The following is a 21976-nucleotide window of genomic DNA, read 5'->3' as shown; positions in this document are numbered from 1 at the left end:
GATCATTGCGCGCTCTAGCGCAGTAAGTGCACAGTCAAACCAACGAGTGCGCAGGCCATCAATACTTGAATCACGCCGCGCTTGAAGCGGAACAAGGCAATCGCCGCCGCAATCGCGATCAGCGCGGAAGGCCAGTCCAGGTTGCCGCTGAACCCTTTGGGCCAAAGAACGTGATAGCCGAAGAAACACGCCAGATTGAGAATCACCCCAACCACAGCGGCAGTAATCCCGGTAAGCGGTGCGGTGAACTTGAGTTCATTGTGAGTCGACTCCACCAGCGGGCCACCTGCGAGGATGAACAGGAACGAAGGCAGGAAGGTGAACCAGGTCACCAGCGTGGCCGCGACGGCTCCGGCCAGAAACACCTGATCGGCGCCGAACACCTGCGAGACATAGGCGCCGACAAAGCCGACGAAAGCCACCACCATGATCAGCGGCCCCGGTGTGGTTTCCCCCAGCGCCAATCCGTCGATCATTTGTGTCGGTGTCAGCCAGCCATAATGACCGACCGCGCCTTGGTAGACGTAGGGAAGCACTGCATAGGCGCCGCCAAAGGTCAGCAATGCGGCCTTGGTAAAGAACCAGCCCATCTGAGTCAAGGTGCCTTCCCAGCCAAAGAGCACGGTCAAGACCCCCATCGGCAACGCCCACAACGCTGCGCCGATGAGTGCCAGCAGCGCCAGTTTCAACCAGCTGAACCGGGCATGCTCAGGGGACGGGGTGTCGTCATCGATCAATGCTGGGCCGAAGGACTTTTTGGCGGCGCTATGGCCCCCGGTCCTGAATTTCTCGGGCGCCAGGCGGCCTCCTGCATAACCGATTAACGCGGCTCCCAGCACGATCAGCGGGAACGGCACATTGAACGCGAAGATCGCGGTAAATGACGCCGCCGCCATAGCCCACAGCCAGTTGTTCTTCAGCGCGCGCGAGCCGATTCGATGGGCCGCCTGCACGACGATGGCCGTCACGGCGGGCTTGATGCCATAGAAAAGCCCGGCCACCACCGGGACTTCGCCGAAGGCGATATACATCCAGGACAGCGCGATCAGGATGAACAGTGAGGGCAACACAAACAGCCCCCCGGCGATCACCCCACCCCAGGTTCGATGCATCAACCAACCGATATAGGTTGCTAGCTGCTGAGCCTCCGGCCCTGGCAACAGCATGCAATAGTTGAGGGCATGCAGAAACCGCCGCTCGGAAATCCAACGCCGCCGCTCTACCAACTCCTGGTGCATGATCGAGATCTGTCCTGCGGGCCCGCCAAAGCTAATGAATCCCAACTTCAGCCAGAACCAGAACGCCTCACGCAAACTGATCGGTTCAGGCCTCGACAGATCCTCTTCTACAGCTGATGGGGAAGCCTTAATCATTGGGATGTTCCTCTTTCACGAACTCGGCGAGCAGGCCGTCAAAGATGGCGCTGGCAGCAGCCAACAAGTGGTCGTCATGGGCAATGGTTTCGCGTAGCCCTGCCAGCACCCGTTCGATGCCGGCAGCCTCCACCGGCTGAATGCCACCGATATCGAGGTAATGCACCAGTGCGGCGATGCGGCTCAGGCCCGGCTCTTGAAGTTCAAAGCTGGCTTGCAGGGTTTCAAAGGTCACGCGATTGCCGACATGACTGAAAGTTGCGTCATCGAAGTCGAAACCCAATGCATCGGCTGGGCACTCCTGTGGAGTGTTCAGCCAAAGGATCTGAGCTTGCGGATCAATGAAGCGTCGAATCAACCAGGCGCAAGCCAGGCGGTCGATCCATGGGCGTTTACGCGTTGCCCAGACACGACATTGATAATCGCCAAGGCTCAGCGCCGTGATTGGCTGGTCGTGGCTATGCGGCTCATCCGCAGACAGCGCTCTGCTGACCGCTGTCTCAAGCTCCTGCAACGCCAAGTCGACCTGCTGCTTCGGCTTGCCTGAAAAGTAGTCGATGCTGGTCAGCTGATCGTAGGCTTTACGCAGTTTGCGAATTTGCTTGGTGGTGACCAGCGCATTCTCGGCATTGAGCTGTGCCCGGCATGCTTCGATCTCGGCGCCTAGCTTGCTGTAATCATCGCTACGGTCGAACAGCTCAATAAAGCGTTCACCGTCAGGATCAACGACAGGCAGGACGTAGGCGGTGCCATTGATGGCCAGGATGTCGCGCTCGACAGACGTTAGCGCTTCTCGACAGGCAGCGGTATCCGGTAAAAGGTAGGCGCCATCGCGTAAGACCGCCGCTCCGGAGGCTTTTAGTGCGCGCCAGGCACGCATGCGTTCGGTGGCATTGGCGGTCGGCAGACCTAATATCAAAGCTAGCCAATTTTTCATGTAGCGTTTTCTACGATTTATGTAGGTCTTGCTACTTTATTCCTGATTCAGGCCATGGGGAAGCGCTCCTTCAGAAGTAGGGCGGCAAACGACCCTGAACGGTCATTCATTTTTGTTTTTCACCGTGCGAGCTAACAGGACCTGCCCATCCCAATACGCATCCGCCATTCCTTCGGTCCGGGAAACGAGCCGCCCACCCTCAAGAACGGCCGCTAGCATTCTGCGCGGTGTATTCGCATCGGGTTGTGTTGACGTTAACGTGACGAGGGCCAGGGGATGATAGAAACGCTCCTCGACAACCGAGCCAATCCACAGCGGCATAGTTCGCCCGTTTGTGAGCTCGATATCGACGATCCACAATCGAAGCACCAGGCGCGAACCGGCAGATCCATCATCGTTATACGTTCGAATGAGCGTCAGACTGGGAAGGCGACCACTGGCGAAAAGAGGGATGACCGGAAGATCGGCAGGGTCAGCCTGGACGGTAAACCAGTTCAGGGAATTCAACAGTGTCCATGCCGCTGAGGTGCGCCATCCGTTGCGCTGCAGGACATCTTGCAACTCCGGCAGACCACCGGCCCACTGAAACGTCAGTGGCTCATTCGTCTCGCCAGTGAGGTCGATACGCCGCACCGGCAGTTGCTGCCAATCCGACGTCCACCAATCGGTGGCAGCTAAGGTCAACGTTCCCACCTTGACGGAATAACGACTGCTGTCCGTCGTATGGTTACGATAGATATTGAAGCCGCCGGCGAGCAGAAGTGTCACACATCCGAGGGCGAGCAGCCCCGCTGAGCCAATGTGCTCGGCCTGCCGCCGCAGGTAGAAGAGGCTGAGTAGCGCCAGCCAAGCGGATCCGAATGCCAGCCCCCCGAGCACGTCGGAAAGCCAATGTGCCCCGAGGTAGAGGTGCGAGAATGCAATCAGAAATATCAGGGTGGCTGCGCCAGGAGCGACCACGAGGCGCCGTGCCGGGCGGGTATCACGCGCGATAAGGAAGGCGAGAAAACCGTATAGCACGACATTGATCGTGCTGTGGCCGCTGGGGAAGGAAAAGGCACTCCACCCGGAATAGAGAGGTTCCGCAGGGAGAGCTCGATACAGCGCTACCTTGATGACTATGGTGAGCCCCGAAGCGCCGGCGATTGCAATCAGCCAATAGGCAGCCGTACGCCAGGCGCGTTTCCACATGAGCCACAGCAAGACAACAATCGTGACCGCCAGCACGACCTTGGTGTCGCCGAGTTCCGTGATGGCGATCATCACCGCATCGCCCGGTGCAGTGCGAAGATCCTGGAGCGCGCGGTATATCGCGCTATCTGCAAGCAGCAACGGGTCACCGTTGATGATGTCCTCAAGGACACCGAAGAAAAGCCACGCGGCACCGACGAGCAGGACCGTCGACAGTGCGAGAGCCCGTGCTTCGGGCCGTGAAGGATCGAGGAAGTGAGTGAAGCTGCGGCTCAGCCAGGTGTCGTGGGCGCCGGTCCAGCCCCGCAACCGCTGCACTGCGACGATGAAGTAGGGGATGCCGCGATGCAGCGCCCAGCGCACGATATGCAGGACCACCCAGCCCACCGCGACTAGAACGGTCAGCAGGATCGCGAGCGGCTTTGCAGCTGCACCGAGAATGCTGAACGTCGCGCCGACGAGCACGCCGGGCAGGATATGCGACGGAGCCCAGGCGAGCGCCGACACGACATTGACGGCATAGAACCGACTGACCGCCATTCCCAGCGTGCCGGCGAGGAGCGGAACGAAGGCGCGGACGCCCGGTGTGAAGCGCGCGAAAAAGATACTTTTATCGCGATGACGGTTGAAAAAGGCTTCGCTGCGCTGAATCAGCTCAGGATGCCGGTTCAGTGGCCAGAGGCCAAGAATCTCGCGGCGGTATCGGTGCCCGAGCCAGAACGAAAGACCATCCCCCGCAATGGCGCCTGACGTGGCGGCGATCAGCAACGGCCAGAGCAATAACACGCCGCTCGGCACCAGGGTGCTGAGCGCAAGAATCACGGCGGTGCCGGGAACGACGACACCGATGATCGGGATTGACTCGGAAAGTGCCAGGAGAAACACGGCCAGATACACGATATGCGGGTGCGCCGTGAGTAACTCGATGATCGATGAGACCAAGGACGTCATATTTCGCGGCTGCCTATGGAGGACCAATGGGGCGGCGATCGACACGGGTGTCTGCAATTCCCGTCTGCACAATCAGTTTGCACAACAGACTAAGCATAGCTACTCATTAACTATCGCTTCGTCCACCGGCTGTTTTTGGTCCAGCGTCGAGACTCTCGGGGTCTGTGATGGAGAGCAGCAGACGGCAGGATTGCCTGGCCCTTTGAACTCAAGGATGTCGAGGAGGTTCTGACTGGGCCACGCTGGCTCTCAGCGCTCTGGCTACCTTGGCTTGAATCTCGTAAGCAGGCGCCTCGACGGCTGTGTAATCACGGGTATAGCGAGTGGAAAACTCCCGAACTCCCCATTGCTGGTACTGCTGCACGTGCTTCAATTCATGGGCCCACAGCGCGACATTGTTAAGGGCATCATCGGCACTGCGAAAGACGATGATGTCTATCAGGGTGACCGCAGTGACATCGGGATTCTGCAACATGGTGTTTGCGGCGTTCAGCTCCTCATCATCGCCTACCTTGTAGCGAGCCGAATCAAGCACTTGAATGTCATAGTAGGGTTCGAGCTGGGCTCGGATGTTCAGCGGGATTGTCTGAATATCGCCATTTGCCGCGGTGTTGCGCGATTGCACAATCCAACTCTGTAATCCAGTGGAAGCCATTTTGTTCATGCTTTCAAAGATCGGCCCCATTTCCTCTTTGGAGCCTGGAGCACAAAAACAAGTGACCACGCAGGCTTCGTACTGCCCTGCTGGGCAGGCGTAAACAGAAAACGAAGTGCCAACGGAAAAGAGCAGTGCCGATAGCCGGAAAGCTTGACGTAAAAAGACAGCTGACAATTGGTTCTCCCAGAGGTAGTGGCGGTCGGCAGGTGATGCTTCTGGTAGCTCGCACCTGGTGTTCAACCGCGCGTTGGACCGTTGCGGCCACCGTTTGTTGCCTTCACAGCCCACAGCTTTTTCAGGCCAGCACCGACCAAGTGCTGGCTGCAAGTACCGCACGCGCCACATCGCTTGGATCGGCCACTTGACGATATCCTGCTACGGGCGGCGTTACCCGACTCTGTGCCGGCGCATTCAAACGCCAGTTCGGCACGTCACCCGGCACTTGGCGCAGACAATCAGCATGAGAAGATCCGGAGCCGATGGAGACTCACTCAGCTGCATTCGGCATGCCATGATCTATACTCGCTCGTCAGTTGTATTCCTCATGCCTAGAAGTTTGCCGTTGGGCGGATTGATCTCTTCCTTCAGGAGAGTTTCGTATGCCAGATGACGCCAATTTTGAAGCGCCCGTCGCGCCCGATGTAAGCGGTGTAACGGACTTGCCCCCGGAAATGATTCAACAGTTGAAGGTGCGATTGACAGACGCGGCCAAGTTGCATGATGTCTTGGCCGATCCGATCATGTTTAACGGCGGCACTATCCTGGTGTTGCTGTTGACGACACTGGCGACGCTGTTACCCGCTACAAACTTTACTTGGGTGGCACCTTTGTGTTCTGCGCTCGCCGGGTTGTTCGTCGCAATGGAGCGAGCCCTCGGATTCGGTGCCCGTTGGCGTTATCACCGTGAAATGCGTTTTGCCTATGAATCAATTATCGACATGCTGGATTTTCTTCCGGTAATTCCCGCCTCCGAACGCCCGAAATATATCCGCGATATCTTTACGGCATTGTATGCGGTTCGATCTCGGGAGTCGGCGATCCCGAATGCAGGGACTAATTCGGCACCTACCTGATTACGATTCCAGACTACCTGCTTCGCTGCGGCTCAACCGGGGGGGGTTCAGTCGGCTTCATATCTTTTAGGCGTCGGTTAGCCACGACGTTATAAATGGCTGCTTTGCGATTCACCGCACCAGTTGCTCCAGCAACTCAGGCGTCACGTAGTGCGGTCCGTCGAACAGGTAGAGCGGATAACCGTCATAGGCCGCGAGTTGCGGTTTGAGTTCGGCCGCGGTCGCGGAGCGGAATCCGCCGCCGAAGTTGGGGCGAAAGGCTTCGACGATGATTCGCACACGGTCCTTGCCCAGGCGCTGGCGCATGGCGTCGGCGTAGGTTCGGGCCACCGGTGCGGTGCGGGCGTAGACGCCGACGCCATCCTGGAAGAACACGCCGATGTCATCCGGCAGCCATTGCTTGAGCCAATCGGCGGTGGCGGCGGGGCCGATGTTGGCGCCGTCGTAAACACTGATCCATAACGGTCGCGGCAGCTTGGCCAGCAGGGCGGGCAATTCTTTGGCGCGGGTCCAGCTGGGGTCGACTTCGGCCGGGAAATACCAGCCGGTGACGTGTAGCGGCGTAGGCAATTTGGCGATGCGTTCCGAGACAGCGGCCAGTTGCTCGATGTTGTCCCGTGAGCGGTTCTCGCTGAAGTAACCGGCCAGCCCGAGAATGACATCCTGCGCCCAGGGCGCCTTGGCGATACGGGGCCAGTCAGGCAACACCGGCACGGTGGGCAGGCCGCTACCGGGAACGAATGCCTGATCGTCGACGACGGTCCATTGCACCAGCAGCTCATGGGCGCCGAGTTTTTCCCAGTGGCCGTTGATGCCGACGGTCTTGTTGTCCGGCTGCCAGACGATGCCGACAATCCCCGGGTCAAGAGCCTTGGTGTGTGTCACGTAGAGCATGCCGGAACCTGCGCCGAGGGTAGCGATAAGCAACAGGGCGACAACGGTCGCGCGACTGGCGGTATAGCCAAAGATTTTCACAGGGCTGCCTTTTTCAGGGGCGGGGGATATGCCCACGTCGAGGGCAGGTTAAACCCCAGGCACAAATAAACTCGAACGTTCATACCAGTCCTCAATAGGAATAGGTCAGGCGAGCGAACACGCCTTGAGCGCGGTCATCGCCCAGCACCTTCACGCGGTACTGCAGAGAAAAATCCACATAGGAGCGTGGGGCGTTGTAGGCATCTTCGCGGAACCAGTAACGGACGTTGTTGCCGACGCCGATGCCTGCGGCCTTACCGGATGATGAGCTCGTGCTGCCGTCGGTATCGGTCTCGCTGTTCATCTTTGAGTCATAGTCGAATGCGGCTACGACATGGGGGAAGCTCACCCAGTGTGAACCTGCGCCGCCGATGGCGTAACTGCGGCCGACCTGCCATTCGCTGTTGAAATAGTCACGCGAGTCATTGATGTAATGACCGCCTTCAGCGAACAACTGCGAGGTCCACCAGCTGGAGGTATCGACCCGCAAATCGGTCCCGATACTTGAGCTATAGCCCAGGCGCACCAGCCAGTCACCGTTGACGTCTGACGACCCCAAGGGGAACGTGCGCTCAATGGCGGCCATCACGTTCAGCGCCGTGAACGGCTTGACCCGCACACCAACAGCGCCTTGCAGGGCATCGATACCGCTAGCCGAATCGCTGTTCTTGCTCCATAGCGTGTCGGTGACGCGGCCGTAGAGTTCGACAAAGCGTGCATTGCGATAGCCCAACGGGCGCCAGGACAGTTCGGTGCTGTTTTGCAGGCTGTCGTTGCTGTTACTGCCGCTGCTCGGCGCTGAACTCAGACCGCTGCTGGAACTGTTGCCGCGATAACTGGTAGTGCTGATCAAGCCCCAGGTACGCGACACATCGGCCACCGCGCGACGGGTGTCGAAGAGCTGCTGCGGGGACATGTCGAGTTCACCGGCATTTTTTGCGTCGATGACTCGCTTGAAATAGGTGACGGCTTGCTCATCGTCATTGACCCGCATGGCGTTGTAGGCGGCATCCTGCGTTGCCGTCGGTGAGAGTCGGCTGCCAGCATCGGCCTTGCGAAACGATTCACTGGCGCGGTCATCGTCGCCTGCCTGGACCGACAAGTAGGCGATCTGCAGGTCGCTCATCGCTTCCAGTTCGCCGGTGTCCCGCGCCTGTTGCAGCCGTTCGCGCGCAGTTCTTCTCTGGCCGATGGCGGCATACAGACTGGCCTCTTCGTAAGCCGGCAAGCTGCCCAGGGCCAAGGCCTGGGTAAAATCCTGGCGTGCCCCGGTATCGTCCCCCGATTGTTGACGCAAGAAGCCGCGCTGGCTCAGCAGCCGGGCGTCATCGCCATTGACCTTGAGGCCATCGCTGGCCGCCGCGATGGCTTCGGGCACATGCTTCTGGTCGGTCAGGGCTCCGACCAACAGGCGTCGATACGCCGGGTTGTGCGGCGCGCGGCCGACGGCTTGGTTCGCTTGGGCAACCGCCGTTTCGAAGTCCTTGCGGGCCAGGGCCGCATAGGCCTGGGCGGCGAGGTCGGTTCCGTCGTCGCGTTGGTTGCCAGGCCAGATATCACACACCAGGCCGAAGGCCGTTTCCTGACAGTTCAGGGCTGGAGCAGGGACGTGAGCGGCAGTGTTCAGACCTCCATTGTTTTTCTGCCACAGCGCCACTCGTGCGGCGCTGCGTCGGCGGGCTATTTCGCCACCTTCATCGTCGAACAGTGGCTGCAAATCATCGAGCGCCTGCTGAGGCTCGCCATGGGCCAGTGCGGCGTCGGCGGCGAAGAAGCGAATGTTGCGGACTTGCGCTTGCGGCAGGCCATCGATGGCGAGGGCCTGCTTCAGGTCAGTTTGAGCGGCTTGAGTCTTACCCTGCCGATCAAGGGCGTAGCTGCGCAGAATCCACGGTGCGATTTCCCCGTCATCCTGTGCCAATGCAGCGGACGCGGCTTGCTCGGCCCCAGGGTAATCGTTGGCGGCGAGCAGGGCGCTGATCAGCAGTTGCTGGTTGGCGCCGATTTCCGGGGCCCAGGCGACGGCTTTTCTGGCCTGATCCACGGCCAGCGGCACATGGCCTTGCTGCAGGGCGCGATAGCCCTGAACCGCCAGCGGCACCGCCAGTTGACGACGAATCGCTGCGCGACGCGTCAGCAATGCGGCGTCGTCCGGGAACATCGCAAGCGCCTGGGTGGTGGCTTGATCCGCTTCCTGCAGATGCGGTTGGCGCTGCAGGGACTCGATCAGCAGCAGTCGATAGTCCATGCGTTTGGGCGCCTGAGCAATGGCCTTGCGTGCGGCCTGGGCCGCAGCGCCGAAGTCATCGCGGTCATAGGCCTTGAAGGCCTGGGCAGCAGCACTGAAGCCCGGAGCCTGACGTGATTGCGGGTAGCGCCTGGGATGATCGCGCAGGTCCTTGTCGCGTTGAGCCAGCACAATCAGCGTGTTCAAACGCTGGATGTCGGCGCGCTGACGTAGCGCTTCGCGAGCCTTGGCGATGGCCAGGTCATAGTCTTTGCGCTCGTAAGCGCTGTACGCCTCGTTGGCGGTGACATAGGCCGGACCGGTCAATGGCAATGGCAGCGTCTGGGCATGAGCAAACGCAGGTATCAGGCTCAGCCCCGTGGCCATGAGGGTCAGTAAGGGGCGATTCATGCAGGAAGCTCCGCAGGGTAGTGGCTGTGCTGACGTGCCACGGCTTTTTCGATGGTGGTGCGAGGCAGCACGCCGCTGTCGACCAGATAGTCGCCAATGCGGCCATGATGCTGCGGGCGGTACTGCAACATCGCGCGGCTGAACACATCGCGATCCAGCAGGCCCATTTCGATCAACAGGTCGCCCAGCAATGGCGCTCGGGCATCCGGCACGGATTGGCCTTCGCGCACGTTCAGTTGACGCAATTGCGCGACGATTTCGCTCTCCCGGGCAATCAGCTGCACCGGTTCGCTGCCCAGTTCGTCGCTGACCTGTTGCAGGCCTTCGGCCGGCAGTGGGCTGGCCACGGCGACTTGCGCACGGCCGTCGGCATTCAAGCCAAGCGGCACCACGCGCCAGCGCAGGGCGAATTCATCGTCCAGCGTCTGGTTCGAATCCCGCGCCTTAGCGGCCACATCGAACACCCGCGGCAAGTCGTTCTGAAAGGCGATGGCTTCCGCGAGCGTTTCGTCGTCCAGCCAGCCGTTGCTGAGCAAAATCCGCCCCAATGGCATGTGCCGGGTTTTCTGTTCGACGAGAGCATTTTGCAGGTCGGTTTCGTTGATCGCCTGCCAGGACAGCAACACGCTGCCCAGTTTGCGCGGTGCGGCAGCGACCAGGTCGGTGGACGGGAAGTCGTGCATGGTCTTGTCCCACACCAGTTTGCGGTTCAGCGCCTTGCCAACCAGGAACATGCGCCAGGCCCGTGACGCGGCCATGAAGTTGACGAAGTTGCCCACCACCATGCGCGGGATCGACAGCAAACCATGCTGCCAGCCGTACAGCACGGTGGTGAAATAGCAGCGATGCGCGATGCGCCAGGCCAGCGCGATACCGTTGGCCAGCAGCAGGTATTGGATAAAGCCGTTGGTTTCAAACGGCGTCGGGAAACTCACGTCCCACAGTCCGCTCTGGCGCAAAACAATCAGGCCCAGCAACTGCACCAGAATCACGTAGGCGATGATGCTGACGAACGCCGTCACTACGCCTTTGCGGTCGCGAAACAGTAGATAACGGTTGGCCAGCGAGCCGCTCCAGCCCATTTGTTCCCAGCCTTGCAGCCCGATGCCCAATGTCCAGCGGGCCTTCTGGCGGAACGCGGTGCGGAAGGTGTCGGGAAAGAATTCGCGCACGCACAACGGCATCTTCAGGGTCGATTCGTAAGGCTTGCGAAACCATGATTTGCGCAGCACGCGAAACTGCACCGGGAAGCGCACGAAGATCGCATTCATACCGACCTTGGCCAGGCGTGCGCCGACGTCGTAGTCCTCGGTGAGGCTGTCGGTGTTGAATGGCTGGTTCTGGGTTTCCCCGGCCAACACTTGCAAGGCACGATGTGAAAAACAGGTGCCGACCCCGGCAGATGGCACGGTATCGGTCATGCTTTCTCGCACCACCAGATCCTTGCCATGCCATTCGGCGAATTCGTCCATGTAGGTGCCGGCCACCCATTCGTACCAGTTGCGCTCCAGCGAAACCACGGGCAACTGGATCATGTCCTTGCGCGGCAGCAAGTAGTTGAACAGGCGCAATTCCAGCGGGTGCAGCACGTCTTCGCTGTCGTGCAGCACGACGCCGGCGAAGGTCATGCCGTGGGTTTTCTCGTGCAGGAAAATCGCCTGGATCACCCAGTTCAGGCAGTCGGCCTTGCAGGTCGGTCCGGCATGCGGGACTTCCACGCGATGCAGCTGCTTGTAGCGCCGACGCATGCGCTCCACTTCATCGATGGTGCGTTGGTCGTTGATGTAGGTGCCGACAAAGACCACATAGTTCTGGTAGTCCAGGGTCGACACCATGTTCTCGATCATCGGCGCGATGACGTCGTATTCCAGCCAGGCCGGAACCATGATTGCCAGCGGTTGTTCATCCCGGGCCATCAGTTGCTCGGCGGTCAGCGGCCGGTACTTGCGACCCACGGTAAATTTGCGGAACAGGCGACGAGACCAGTACCACAGGTCAATGAACAGATCGTCCAGGCTGGAAATCAGAATCAGCACCGCGACCACGATGGTCGAGGTCTCCAGGAAGCTGTAGTAGTGGGCCAGCCAATAGGGCCAATAAAGCGACGTCATCGAGGGTTACCGTTACTGGCGATTGCGACGGGCGTTACGGCCGGCCAGCAACAGGATGAGGACCAACAGGATGCCACCGGGAATCAGCCACAACAGCGACGGTGTGCGCCAGGCGTCCAGCCCCTTGGGTTCTTCGTGGTCGATCAATTGGCTGCCACTGGGGTCCTGGGTGTCGAAGGTGGTCAGCGTACCGTTGTCACCGAGGATGGCGACGTCGCCGCGACTCAGCAGAACCTGCCTGGCGAAGCGGGGGGCGTCGGTGCCCAGTGTGCGATAGACCAGACCGTGCTGGCCGCCGCTTTCCACGGCTTGCAACGAAGCCAGGTGGTTGAGGGGATGCACGTCGAGCAACACCTGATCCTTGTGATTGATACGCAGACGGCCCTGCTCGTCGACCTGCACCGACTCTTTACTGTCCTTGATCGGCAACTCGAAGGCCAGGAAGGCTTTGTCTGGCGTGACTGAGACTTTCGGGTCGGCGCTGACCTTCAATTGCGCACGCAGCGGCGAAACACCGGCGGCATCAGCCACCGAAATCACCTGCGGCAAACTGCTTGCCGGGTGTTCGAGGTAGGCCTGCGGCACGAGGATCTGCGCGTTCACGGCAAAGCGTGCAGCCATGCCGGAAAAGTCATCATCCAGCGCAGTCTTTTCCAACACGATATGGCTGGTCGGTAGCACCGAGACCGGGAAGGCTTGTGGCGTTTCGAGGCAGCGATCACTGACCGGCTGGCGCTGGAACGACACACGCAGCACGTTGGTCGAGCCCACGGCGTAACGTGGGATCCGCGCTTCAATGCGTTGCTTTTCTCCGTTGGCCACGAGCTGTTGTGCGCCAATCAGATAATCGTTGAGAAACAGCGAGGCCACCGGCGCGGTGTCCGAGGCGCCGGGTGCGGCGGACACATCGATCACCGCCTTCACCGGCAGACGTCCGTCGTAGGCCACGCTGCCCAGAGGGAACGAGGTGCTCCAGTCGGATTTGGCCAGCACGTCGATCGCGCCGGTTTTGCCGCCCAGGCGCGACAAGGCCATACGGCCGTCGGCGCTCAATGGCAACTGTGCTTCGCTGACGGTCAATTGGCGGCTGCGTGCCAGTGTGTTCCAGGCGGAGCTGAACAAGGCCAAGGCCTTGCCGGTCGCTTGCGGTGCGATCGTCAGCACCGGGCGTGTCCCCAGCAATGCCAGGCGCACATTGTCCGTGCCGGTGGCGGCCAGGCCTGCATTGATATGCCGTACACGCCATTGCAAGAAGGCGCTGGCTGCGGTGGCGTCGAGACCTTGAATCTGACTTTGCAGCGCATCCAGAGACTCATTGACGGCCTTGAGCAGTTGCGGGTCGTTGATGGCCAGATCCGCCTGGACGTTCGGGGTTTGCCCCAACATCAGCAGCGCGCCGATTTGCGCCGGGTTCTCCAGGACGTGCGGGCCTTTGCCGCTGAGGCTGGCGAACGCTGGAATAGTTTGCAGCTCGGCCGGGATACGCAGGCCAGTCAGGTCAACGCTGTCCTGTACGGCAGGATAGGGCAGGATGTGGCTGTGCTTGCCGATCCGTTCCAGTGCCACGCCCAGACGCCAGGCGGCGTCGTAGCTTTCGGCGGATAAGATGCCCGGCGCGACCATGATCCCCGGTTTGCCGGGCAGTGCCGTCCAGGCCGCACCAACGTCCTGTAACTGGCTGGCGTCGTAGCTGTAGTTGAGGCGGGTGTCCGGTTCGATACGCAATACGTTGCCGATGGCGCGTTCGTCTTCGCACAACACGCGGGACACGATCGACGACCAGGCAATACCCAGGCGCACCGAACCGCTGTCACGCGCGGTCTTGTCCACGCCCAGCGTGGCGCTGGCGTCACCTTGAGCTTCGCTGAGCCCTTCGGCGCGCACCGGATAACCGTCCAGCGACAGCAGCAACGTGTTGCGGCCGCCTTCGCCGTTGAGGTAGCTGGCGTCGAAATTCAGCGTGGCATCGGTCAGTGGTACGCCCGCCGGCACGGGTAAATACAATTCGCGCCGGGCATCGGTGGAACCCAGGATGATGGGGGCGTCGATCCCCAGATCGCTCAAGCGGATCTCACGCTCCTGCCGAGTGTCGGCGTTGAGTCGGTTGATCGCCTGGGTGAGCGGGCTGTCCGCGGCCAAGGCGAAGGTCGGCATGAGCGCGAGCAGGCTCACGCCACAGGCAAGGGCGCTGAGCGCCCCCGTATGGATGGCAACGGAAGGCTTCATTCAGGTAGATCTCGAGCTGATAAGGGGAGGAGCGGTTCGGTTTAGAGAGAGGTGAAAGCCGGGTAATTTTCCTCGGGCACAGGCACCGCTGTCGGGTAATGCAGGAACTTGGGCAATGACTGCCGAGCGACGACGAACTCATCGACCGGACGACCCATCAGCGCGTCGACGATGCGCGCACTGGCGCAGCCATCGCCGTATGGGTTGGCCGCCTGGGAGCATCGACGCCACAGCAACTCGTCATCGAACAACGCGTTGACACCCGCGATGATCGAGTCCGGCGAGGTCCCGACCAGGCGCACAGTGCCCGCCGCGACCGCTTCGGGGCGCTCGGTAACGTCACGCATGACCAGCACGGGTTTACCCAGTGAGGGGGCTTCTTCCTGCACGCCACCGGAGTCGGTGAGGATCACGTGTGCCCGTTGCATCAGTCGCACGAAAGCCAGGTAGTCCAGTGGCTTGATCAGGTGCACATTGGGCAGGTCGCCCAACTGCTCGGTGACCGGGCCCATGACATTGGGGTTCAAGTGCACCGGATAGACGATCTGGATGTCGGCACGCCGGGCCAAATGGCTCAGGGCCTTGCAGATGTCGAGGAAGCCTTCGCCGAAGTTTTCCCGACGATGCCCGGTGACCAGCAATACCTTGCGGCCGGGTTGCAGGAACGAGAATTGCTCATCCAGGCCTGCACGCAGGTCAGCGTCCTGTTCGATGCGCTGCGCGGTCATCTGCAAAGCGTCGATCACCGTGTTGCCGGTCACGAAAGAGCGCCCCTGCAAACGCTCGTCGAGCAGGTTTTTTTGCGACTCGTGGGTCGGCGCAAACAGCATGTCCGCACCCAGGTCGATGCAGCGACGATTCATTTCTTCCGGCCACGGGCTGTAGATGTCACCGGTGCGCAGGCCGGCTTCCACATGGCCGACCGGAATGCGTCGATGGAACGCAGCCATCGCGGCCACCATGGCCGAGGTGGTATCGCCATGTACCAGCACCCGATCCGGCTGGGCCACTTCCAGCACCGGATCAATCGCTTCGTAAAGCGCCGCAGTCAGCGAATTGAGCGTCTGGCGCGGCGTCATCACATCGAGGGTGTAATCGGCCTTGAGGTTGAACAGGTCCAGCACCTGTTTAAGCATGCTTTGATGTTGGCCGGTGATGCATATCTGCGAATGAATGCCAGGTTCCGCAGCGAGGGCTTTGACTAAAGGCGCCATCTTGATGGCTTCAGGACGGGTACCGAAGATCGAAAGGACGTTAAGCCTTGAATGATGGCGGACGATGATGCCTTCCTCGCGCAGTTCTAGTGCGCAACACAAAAGCTGCCCCAAGTTATATTGAAACTTGAGCCACGCTAGCGTTATTTGAGTTTAGTAAAGGCCGGGATAGTCAGCGTGAGCGCTGATGTTCACTTCATGTGAGAGGGGACGTCGCCTGGAAACCCGGAAGCTGCCGGATTATTAGCATCAAAGGTGAATATTTTAAAGCGTTATGTGTGGGTTTTTATTTAATTATAAAGTTTGAAACTTTTATATTCGTGGTCGGTCACTTATGGTTTTTAATGATTTTATGAGGTTTTTATTTAAGTGTTGTTGAGGTTTTATATTGTTGATTTGTATGGCTATTTTATATTTTTACTCCGTTCGTCAGTGCGTATGAATTATTCATGGGTTGTAACGGTCGCGTCGGCGCTGTTAAGGGTCTGTTTCTCTGAAGAATGGTGGTTGTGGTGGTCACTTAAATGACGCCTGAATATTGTCGTGATGCAGTAGGGTAATAAGTTTTTGTGAAAGGGTAAATGACGTATTAATAGGAGTTGATGTTTAAAGAATGTGTTCGTCAGTGTAATTGGCCTGTGTTTCAACAGAATCAGCCGATAGCAGTTCCTTTGCCATCAGCGATTTCTGTGAGTCGAGCGCAAGTCCGCTCCAGGCCTATCGCAGCCTGTCATCGCTGACCAAAATAGACCTTGGCGGACAGTCAGGACACTAGCGTCAGGTTTCGGATCGATGAGCCGCCCAGTGTTTCATCTCTTCGGCAATGAAGTGGTTCACCAGGTCGCTGTACATCTTCTCGATGGCATCCGGGCTCAGGCCCTCGGCTTCGGCCCATTCGCGTCGTGTTGCCAGCATGGCCTTGAAACGCTCCGGAGCGCGCACCGAAGTCACCGAGGTCTTGAACTTCGAGGCGGCCAGCACGTAGTGAAAACGCTTGCCCAACAGTTTGATAACGGCCTGGTCCAGGGCGTCGATTTCGCGTCGGATATCTTCCATGCCTGCACACTCTGCGGGCTGCAACTGATTGATGACTTCCATGTAGGTGACTCCGTTTGTTGAAAAAATCGTGGGATTCAAGTGCCGATTTTACGACGGCTACGCAGCCTCGCGAGCACTGATAAATTCGATGAGCGCTTTCAAGGCGGGTGGCACATGCCGCCGGCTTGAGTAGTAAAGAAAGAACCGGCTGGGCGGTGCTTTCCACTCCTGGAGTATTTCTCTGAGATGCCCGTTCCGGAGATCGTCGCGCACCAGCTCCTCGTAGACATAGGCAATACCAGCGCCGTCTTTCGCTGCCTGGATCATCAGCGCATCGTCTTCCAGAATCAGCGGGCCGGTGACGGACAACCGTATCGGTTGACCGTCGGCTTGATACTCCCAGGCGTAAAGTTTGCCACTGGGAAAACGCCTGGCAATGCACGCATGGTCGAGCAAGTCGCGGGGGACGTGCGCGGTTCCCTTCGCGGCCAGATAAGCATCCGCGGCAACGGTCACGAACGATTGAGGTGCGCCGACAGGGACTGCGATCATGTCACCGGCCAGGCTTTCACCAAAGCGGACTCCAGCGTCAAATCCCTCATTGACGATATCGGTCAATCCATCATCGGTGATCAGGTCCAACTGAATACGTGGATACCTGGCCACGAAGGGCGCCAGCACTTTCGCAAACACGATGCGAGCCGCCGGACGCGCCACGTTGAGGCGAAGTTTGCCAGTGGGCACTTCCTGCATCGAGGTCAATTGCGCCAATGCATCGTTAACCTGGTGCAGGCTCGGGACCAGCGTCGCCAATAGCTGCTGGCCGGCCTCGGTCGGGGTCACGCTACGAGTGGTTCGGTTCAGCAGTCTGATGCCCAAACGTGCTTCCAGCGCTCGCATTGCGTGACTCAACGCGGAAGCCGAAACGCCACGTTCGTCGGCGGCCTTGCGAAAGCTGCGATGGCGAGCGACGGCGGCAAAGGCGTCGAGTTCAGAGAGATCGGGGAGATGACTCATGAGTTTTGTTCAGTAGTTCAAATACGATTACCTATCTTATCGTCATGAGACCTCTGCCGGATACTTCCTCCATCATTCGTGGAGAGGTGGCTATGCAAAACAATCGTCTTGGATCATCGGATTTTCTGATTTCACCGATTGGCCTGGGAACCTGGGCAATCGCCGGCACCGGCTGGGAGTACAGTTGGGGAGCGCAGGATGACAAGGACAGCCTGGGCGCACTTGAATATGCCGTCGAACGCGGCGTGAACTGGATTGACACCGCTGCGGTTTATGGCTTGGGCCATGCAGAGCAATTGGTGGGGCAATTGCTGCGGCGGGTGCCGGCGTCACGGCGTCCTTTGGTGTTCACCAAAGGCAGTTTGGTCTGGGACCCGGTCACGAAGAAGATTTCGCATTCGCTGGCCCCTCAATCCTTGCTCGCCGAGATCGACGCAAGCTTGCGCCGGCTTCAAGTCGAGACCATCGATCTTTATCAGATCCACTGGCCTGCTTTTCCTGCTGATGCCAGCAGTGAAGGCATTGAAATGGCGCTTTCGGCTTTGGCTGCCGCGCGCGATCAAGGAAAGATTCGCGCGATCGGTGTATCGAATTTCGATGTCGCTCAACTCAAGCGGGCGCAGGCGGTGACGGAGATCGTTTCGCTCCAGCCGCCGTACTCGGCCTTGATGCGGGACATTGAGCAGGACGTTTTGCCATTCTGCGAGCAGGCCGGGATGGGTGTCCTTGCCTATTCCACGCTTCAATCAGGGCTGCTTTCCGGCAGCATGACGCGCGAACGCATCTCGCAACTGCCCGAAGACGATTGGCGCAAGGCTCGAAGTGCTGATTTCCAGGAGCCCCGTTTGAGTGCGAACCTGGCATTGGTTGACGTCATGGCACGTATTGGAGAAAGGCACGGGGTGAGCGCTGCGGCGGTCGCCATCGCCTGGGTACTTCGCAAACCGGTCGTGACGGGCGCCATTGTCGGAGCCCGCCATCGTGCGCAAGTAGACGGGCTGATTGCAGCCCTGGAGTTGCGCCTCAGCGCTGCGGAAATCGATGAAATTCGACCGTTCCTGCCGGCGGGCATGGGAACGAATGTCCCTGGTGCCGCCTGACACTATTGAGAAGAGGATGAGTGTTCAGTTTTGCATACTGAACGCAGGCGTTCGATGGGTAGCAGAGCGGTCGGTCAAGATCGCAATGCTACCCATCACAACACCGATCAAGCCCGGCAGCGCGGTCAGCACCACCATCCACATGCGAGAGAAGTTCTGCAGTTGCAGCATAAGTGACGGCAGTTTCGCTTCGATCTCCTTGAGCAACGGCTGGATCTGCTGCGTCACCGATACACCTTGCTATCAGTTTTTGCACTCCGCCATCACCACATGACAGGTCGTCGGCGTGCCACCGGATTGGCCGGCATAGCGTATGCAGTTATCCATGGACTTTTGGCGAGCCTTGTCCAGGGTGGAGCCCCAGGCCAGGCCGCCCTCGCCGGCAGTGGGTAGCGCTTTTGCATAGCAACTTGAGCCTGCGCTTGAGTCTGTGCTTGAGGCCGAGTAGCGGGCCGTGGAAGTTTTGCCCGCACAGCCCGCGGTCAGGGCCAGGTTGATGACGAGCAGGGAAGGGAGGATCCATGACGAACATTGGCGTGCTGTTTTGCCGATCATCCCGTTTCCCCTGTATCAAGAGGTTGGAGGCGTGTTTGTGGTCGTGTTCTATTCAGATTAGACGGTGTTACGCCTGCCTTGGTTAAAACGGCTCGTTAAATAAACGAGCCGTTGTTGTGAAGGTGTTCAGCGGGGCAAGTGCATGGATGTCAGATCACCTCAAAGGTGATCCGCATCAATCACAGCCTTGGCGAACGCCTGCGGATCTTCCTGCGGCAGGTTGTGGCCGATGCCGCCGCTGATCAGCCGGAACTCGTATTTGCCGGTGAAGCGCTTGGCGTAATCCTCGGGGGCCGGGTGCGGCGCACCGTTGGCATCGCCTTCAAGGGTGATGGTCGGCACGCTGATGGAAGGCGCCGTGGCCAGTTTCTGCTCCAGCGCTTCGTATCGGCTCTCGCCCTGGACCAGGCCCAGGCGCCAGCGGTAGTTGAATACGGTGATGTCGACATGGTCGGGGTTGTCCAGCGCCTTGGCGCTGCGGTCGAAAGTGGCGTCGTCGAACGCCCATTTCGGCGAAGCCAGTTGCCATATCAACTTGGCGAAGTCGTGGGTGTTTTTCTCGTACCCGGCGCGACCGCGATCGGTGGCGAAGTAAAACTGATACCACCACTGCAATTCAGCCTTGGGTGGCAGCGGGTTCTTGCCGGCCGCCTGATTGCCGATCAGATACCCGCTGACCGAGACCAGCGCCTTGACCCGTTCTGGCCACAGCGCCGAGACGATGTCGGCCGAGCGTGCGCCCCAATCGTAACCACCGAGCACGGCTTGTTTGATCTTCAGCGCATCCATGAAGTCGATGACGTCACTGGCCAGCGCAGCCGGTTGGCCATTGCGAACGGTTTTATCGGACAGAAAATGCGTATCGCCATAGCCACGCGCATACGGCATCAGCACTCGATAGCCCTTCGCGGCAAGCAACGGGGCGACCTCGTCATAGCTGTGAATGTCGTACGGCCAGCCGTGCAGAAGAATCACCACTGGCCCATTAGCCGGGCCTGTTTCGGCGTATGCCACGTCCAGCAGGCCGGCGTTGACATGCTTGAGCGGGCCGAACGGGGAGGGTGTTGCATGAGTGGCGCCAGCATTGACCGAGGTTGGCTGCGCCGCGGTGGTCGTTTGTGCGTGGGCCGCACCGAGAGCGCTGAACAGGGTAAACGCGAGGATCGACGAGGCGACCAGGCGGTGGCGGGTTTTGCCGGTTTTGTTCTGCAGTGCCATCTTCATGTGATGTCTCCGTTGCAAGTCGTTGGCCAGGGGATCTGGCTGAGCCCTTGAAACCTTGTTTGCATTTGAACGCGGCGACGTATCTGGCCTGTGTCGAATCGCAGGCCAAGTGAAAAGCCATGTATCGAGAGGCTAATCAGACACACTGTGATACATAAGGAGAGATCTCGGTATCAAATCGCATGTCTGAAAAAGGTGAGGCCATTGAAATTAAAGTTCAGCCACGTCGATGTTCTCGTCAAAGACCTCGAGGAAGCGTGCAAGTATTACGCCCGTGTCTTCAGCGCCAGAATTTCAAAGACACTTGATTGGCAGCGCGACGGTTTGCACGTGCGCTATGCGATCGTTATGTTCGGAACGGAGCGCCTTATGCTGGTGCAACCGTTTACCGGAAATCTCAAGGCTCTGATGGACGCCAACGGCGAAGGCACCATCTACCGGCACTGCTATTCCACACCGGATATCGAGGTAGCCTATGACGAATTGATCGACGCAGGCGTCCAGCCGGAAGATGAGAACGGCAAACCGCTGTCTCGCGATAACCTCCAGACGCCAAGTGGGACACGCATACTCTGGTTACCGAAACGCTTCGGGCATTTTTCTATTGAGTTGCTTGAAGAGAAAGAGCTGGAGGCGTTTATCAAGGAGGCATTTGCCGAGGAGGGCTGAGGGAGGGCGCTCGGCATTGCCACGCTGACTAGCCGATTGGTCCAGGCTCTACGTGGTCACTGCGAGCGGATGTCGAGACTGACCCCCATAAACCGTGGCGCTAAGGAAGAGCGTGGGCCATCGACTGTCGTAGAGTGAAATTTTGCTGGTTAGCGCCATGGTGCTTCTTCATTGTGTCCACTGGCAACAAACTATGGTCACTTGCTCCCGACAAAATAAAAAACAGCGCTGAGCAGGAAAAACACTGTGCCAGCGATGATCAAACCGTACAAAAAGTAATGCTCATGGGACGTTAGGTATACAACCGAACCGTGCGTATCCAGCGGGTAGGTTTTTCCACTTTGAAGATTCGGTGTTCTCAGTCCGTGAGCATCAAAGTATTTCCAGGCAAAAAATGAAGAAAACCAAAAGCCTAAGGCCAGTACTCCCGCGACGCGTTTAAGTGCATTCATTCTCTCACCTCCCAGATTTTGTATCGCCAGATTGCCTCTGATTACAGATTGATCTTGTGAGCCGCTATCGGTATATCCCTCTCCTTCGGTGGTTTCGTCTTTTAATTACAGTGTAGAAGATAAAGAAGATGGACGCAGCGTGCTCGATGGAGAATGCAATAAAGAAGAAGTTGTCAGTCATTGGGTGCGGCATAGAAGTGATTATTGTGTAAGCTTCCATTTGTCCGAATGTCACTGCGAAAATGGTCGCAATAGATACGGCTCCTCCTATTAATCTTTTCAGAAAATTGTCACGTAATCGCCGCAATGAACTCAGATACCAAAGCAAAACGCCCCACTGAACAAAGGCAAATGGCAGGATTGCCAGCCTTCCGATAAATAAGTGTTCGCTTCCGTCGGTCATTTTTACACCCTGACTTTGATGGCTTACTTTCGCCCGCTAGCACCGCACCAATTGCGGGCAAGCCAATGGCCGGGCCGGACATGCTTTCTGATCTGGAAGCTCGCCGGGGTGGGGTATTTCCATGCAGATGCCAAGAGTGATCTCCATATGTGTGTATATTTTTTATAAGTT

Annotated in this window: 18 protein-coding genes; 3 read left to right on the top strand and 15 right to left on the bottom strand. The window is 58.8% G+C overall.

The annotated features are described in order from the left end of the window. Window positions 1-14: 14 nt before the first annotated feature. The 4 genes from chrA to F475_RS12450 all read right to left on the bottom strand — a co-directional run bounded on the left by chrA (window position 15) and on the right by F475_RS12450 (window position 5284). A complete protein-coding gene (gene chrA / locus F475_RS12465) occupies window positions 15-1373 on the bottom strand; it encodes a chromate efflux transporter (protein ID WP_018925604.1) in 1359 nt (452 codons plus the stop codon). Next, the gene (locus tag F475_RS12460; RefSeq protein WP_026286370.1) at window positions 1366-2310 is read right to left on the bottom strand and encodes a chromate resistance protein ChrB domain-containing protein; all 945 of its coding nucleotides are present in this window, start codon (window positions 2308-2310) and stop codon (window positions 1366-1368) included. The genes chrA and F475_RS12460 overlap by 8 nt, the downstream gene beginning before the upstream one ends. A 102-nt stretch (window positions 2311-2412) precedes the next feature. Then, window positions 2413-4452 carry a bifunctional DedA family/phosphatase PAP2 family protein gene (locus F475_RS12455; protein WP_111454024.1) on the bottom strand — a complete coding sequence of 680 codons (2040 nt, stop codon included), beginning with the start codon at window positions 4450-4452 and terminating at the stop codon, window positions 2413-2415. A gap of 208 nt (window positions 4453-4660) precedes the next feature. After that, on the bottom strand, window positions 4661-5284 hold the full coding sequence (locus F475_RS12450) for a DUF4157 domain-containing protein (protein ID WP_256597108.1): 624 nt from the start codon (window positions 5282-5284) through the stop codon (window positions 4661-4663). Window positions 5285-5709: 425 nt separating this feature from the next. Here F475_RS12450 and F475_RS12445 point away from each other — a divergent pair, with 425 nt between their 5' ends. Next, window positions 5710-6183 (top strand): hypothetical protein, encoded by a 474-nt coding sequence (locus F475_RS12445; RefSeq protein ID WP_018925608.1) that lies wholly within the window; start codon window positions 5710-5712, stop codon window positions 6181-6183. Between the two features lie 111 nt (window positions 6184-6294). On the opposite strand, the gene F475_RS12440 is transcribed toward F475_RS12445, so the two are convergent. The 7 genes from F475_RS12440 to F475_RS12410 form a co-directional block, all read right to left on the bottom strand. Further along, window positions 6295-7158, bottom strand: a complete 864-nt coding sequence (locus tag F475_RS12440; protein ID WP_111454023.1) for a hypothetical protein — start codon at window positions 7156-7158, stop codon at window positions 6295-6297. A gap of 91 nt (window positions 7159-7249) precedes the next feature. Next, on the bottom strand, window positions 7250-9796 hold the full coding sequence (locus F475_RS12435) for a bacteriophage N4 adsorption protein A (protein WP_111454022.1): 2547 nt from the start codon (window positions 9794-9796) through the stop codon (window positions 7250-7252). Continuing rightward, window positions 9793-11907 (bottom strand): glycosyl transferase family protein, encoded by a 2115-nt coding sequence (locus F475_RS12430; protein ID WP_111454021.1) that lies wholly within the window; start codon window positions 11905-11907, stop codon window positions 9793-9795. Before F475_RS12430 ends, F475_RS12435 begins: the two co-directional genes overlap by 4 nt. A 12-nt stretch (window positions 11908-11919) precedes the next feature. After that, complete coding sequence (locus F475_RS12425; protein ID WP_111454020.1) at window positions 11920-14133, bottom strand: hypothetical protein; 2214 nt, start codon at window positions 14131-14133, stop codon at window positions 11920-11922. A 41-nt stretch (window positions 14134-14174) separates the two neighbouring features. Continuing rightward, window positions 14175-15413: a non-hydrolyzing UDP-N-acetylglucosamine 2-epimerase gene (gene wecB / locus F475_RS12420; RefSeq protein WP_256597111.1), complete on the bottom strand. Its 1239-nt coding sequence runs from the start codon at window positions 15411-15413 to the stop codon at window positions 14175-14177. A 711-nt stretch (window positions 15414-16124) separates the two neighbouring features. Beyond that, window positions 16125-16445 carry an isochorismate lyase gene (locus F475_RS12415; RefSeq protein ID WP_111454019.1) on the bottom strand — a complete coding sequence of 107 codons (321 nt, stop codon included), beginning with the start codon at window positions 16443-16445 and terminating at the stop codon, window positions 16125-16127. A 57-nt stretch (window positions 16446-16502) separates the two neighbouring features. After that, the gene (locus F475_RS12410) at window positions 16503-17402 is read right to left on the bottom strand and encodes a LysR family transcriptional regulator (RefSeq protein WP_111454018.1); all 900 of its coding nucleotides are present in this window, start codon (window positions 17400-17402) and stop codon (window positions 16503-16505) included. A gap of 92 nt (window positions 17403-17494) precedes the next feature. Between F475_RS12410 and F475_RS12405 the strand changes: the two genes are divergently transcribed. After that, window positions 17495-18502, top strand: a complete 1008-nt coding sequence (locus F475_RS12405; protein WP_086944943.1) for an aldo/keto reductase — start codon at window positions 17495-17497, stop codon at window positions 18500-18502. A 24-nt stretch (window positions 18503-18526) separates the two neighbouring features. Here F475_RS12405 and F475_RS12400 read toward each other — a convergent pair whose 3' ends face one another. The 3 genes from F475_RS12400 to F475_RS12390 form a co-directional block, all read right to left on the bottom strand. Further along, window positions 18527-18730, bottom strand: a complete 204-nt coding sequence (locus F475_RS12400; protein WP_111454017.1) for a hypothetical protein — start codon at window positions 18728-18730, stop codon at window positions 18527-18529. Between the two features lie 15 nt (window positions 18731-18745). Continuing rightward, window positions 18746-19057 carry a hypothetical protein gene (locus tag F475_RS12395; protein WP_081626497.1) on the bottom strand — a complete coding sequence of 104 codons (312 nt, stop codon included), beginning with the start codon at window positions 19055-19057 and terminating at the stop codon, window positions 18746-18748. Window positions 19058-19216: 159 nt separating this feature from the next. Continuing rightward, complete coding sequence (locus F475_RS12390; protein ID WP_111454016.1) at window positions 19217-20281, bottom strand: alpha/beta fold hydrolase; 1065 nt, start codon at window positions 20279-20281, stop codon at window positions 19217-19219. Between the two features lie 204 nt (window positions 20282-20485). Between F475_RS12390 and F475_RS12385 the strand changes: the two genes are divergently transcribed. After that, window positions 20486-20950 carry a VOC family protein gene (locus F475_RS12385; protein WP_111454166.1) on the top strand — a complete coding sequence of 155 codons (465 nt, stop codon included), beginning with the start codon at window positions 20486-20488 and terminating at the stop codon, window positions 20948-20950. A 197-nt stretch (window positions 20951-21147) separates the two neighbouring features. On the opposite strand, the gene F475_RS12380 is transcribed toward F475_RS12385, so the two are convergent. After that, window positions 21148-21402, bottom strand: a complete 255-nt coding sequence (locus F475_RS12380) for a hypothetical protein (RefSeq protein WP_111454015.1) — start codon at window positions 21400-21402, stop codon at window positions 21148-21150. Window positions 21403-21976 lie beyond the last annotated feature (574 nt).

This window comes from Pseudomonas sp. URMO17WK12:I6, from assembly GCF_003253625.1.
Taxonomy (GTDB): Bacteria; Pseudomonadota; Gammaproteobacteria; order Pseudomonadales; family Pseudomonadaceae; genus Aquipseudomonas.
This window is presented reverse-complemented; position numbering and strand designations above follow the sequence as displayed.

Bases quoted from the DNA above. Each gene is read 5' to 3' on its own strand.
- chrA (WP_018925604.1), bottom strand. From the start codon at position 1,373: ATGATTAAGGCTTCCCCATCAGCTGTAGAAGAGGATCTGTCGAGGCCT.
- F475_RS12460 (WP_026286370.1), bottom strand. From the start codon at position 2,310: ATGAAAAATTGGCTAGCTTTGATATTAGGTCTGCCGACCGCCAATGCC.
- F475_RS12455 (WP_111454024.1), bottom strand. From the start codon at position 4,452: ATGACGTCCTTGGTCTCATCGATCATCGAGTTACTCACGGCGCACCCG.
- F475_RS12445 (WP_018925608.1), top strand. From the start codon at position 5,710: ATGCCAGATGACGCCAATTTTGAAGCGCCCGTCGCGCCCGATGTAAGC.
- F475_RS12435 (WP_111454022.1), bottom strand. From the start codon at position 9,796: ATGAATCGCCCCTTACTGACCCTCATGGCCACGGGGCTGAGCCTGATA.
- F475_RS12430 (WP_111454021.1), bottom strand. From the start codon at position 11,907: ATGACGTCGCTTTATTGGCCCTATTGGCTGGCCCACTACTACAGCTTC.
- F475_RS12425 (WP_111454020.1), bottom strand. From the start codon at position 14,133: ATGAAGCCTTCCGTTGCCATCCATACGGGGGCGCTCAGCGCCCTTGCC.
- F475_RS12415 (WP_111454019.1), bottom strand. From the start codon at position 16,445: ATGGAAGTCATCAATCAGTTGCAGCCCGCAGAGTGTGCAGGCATGGAA.
- F475_RS12410 (WP_111454018.1), bottom strand. From the start codon at position 17,402: ATGAGTCATCTCCCCGATCTCTCTGAACTCGACGCCTTTGCCGCCGTC.
- F475_RS12405 (WP_086944943.1), top strand. From the start codon at position 17,495: ATGCAAAACAATCGTCTTGGATCATCGGATTTTCTGATTTCACCGATT.
- F475_RS12395 (WP_081626497.1), bottom strand. From the start codon at position 19,057: ATGATCGGCAAAACAGCACGCCAATGTTCGTCATGGATCCTCCCTTCC.
- F475_RS12390 (WP_111454016.1), bottom strand. From the start codon at position 20,281: ATGAAGATGGCACTGCAGAACAAAACCGGCAAAACCCGCCACCGCCTG.
- F475_RS12380 (WP_111454015.1), bottom strand. From the start codon at position 21,402: ATGAATGCACTTAAACGCGTCGCGGGAGTACTGGCCTTAGGCTTTTGG.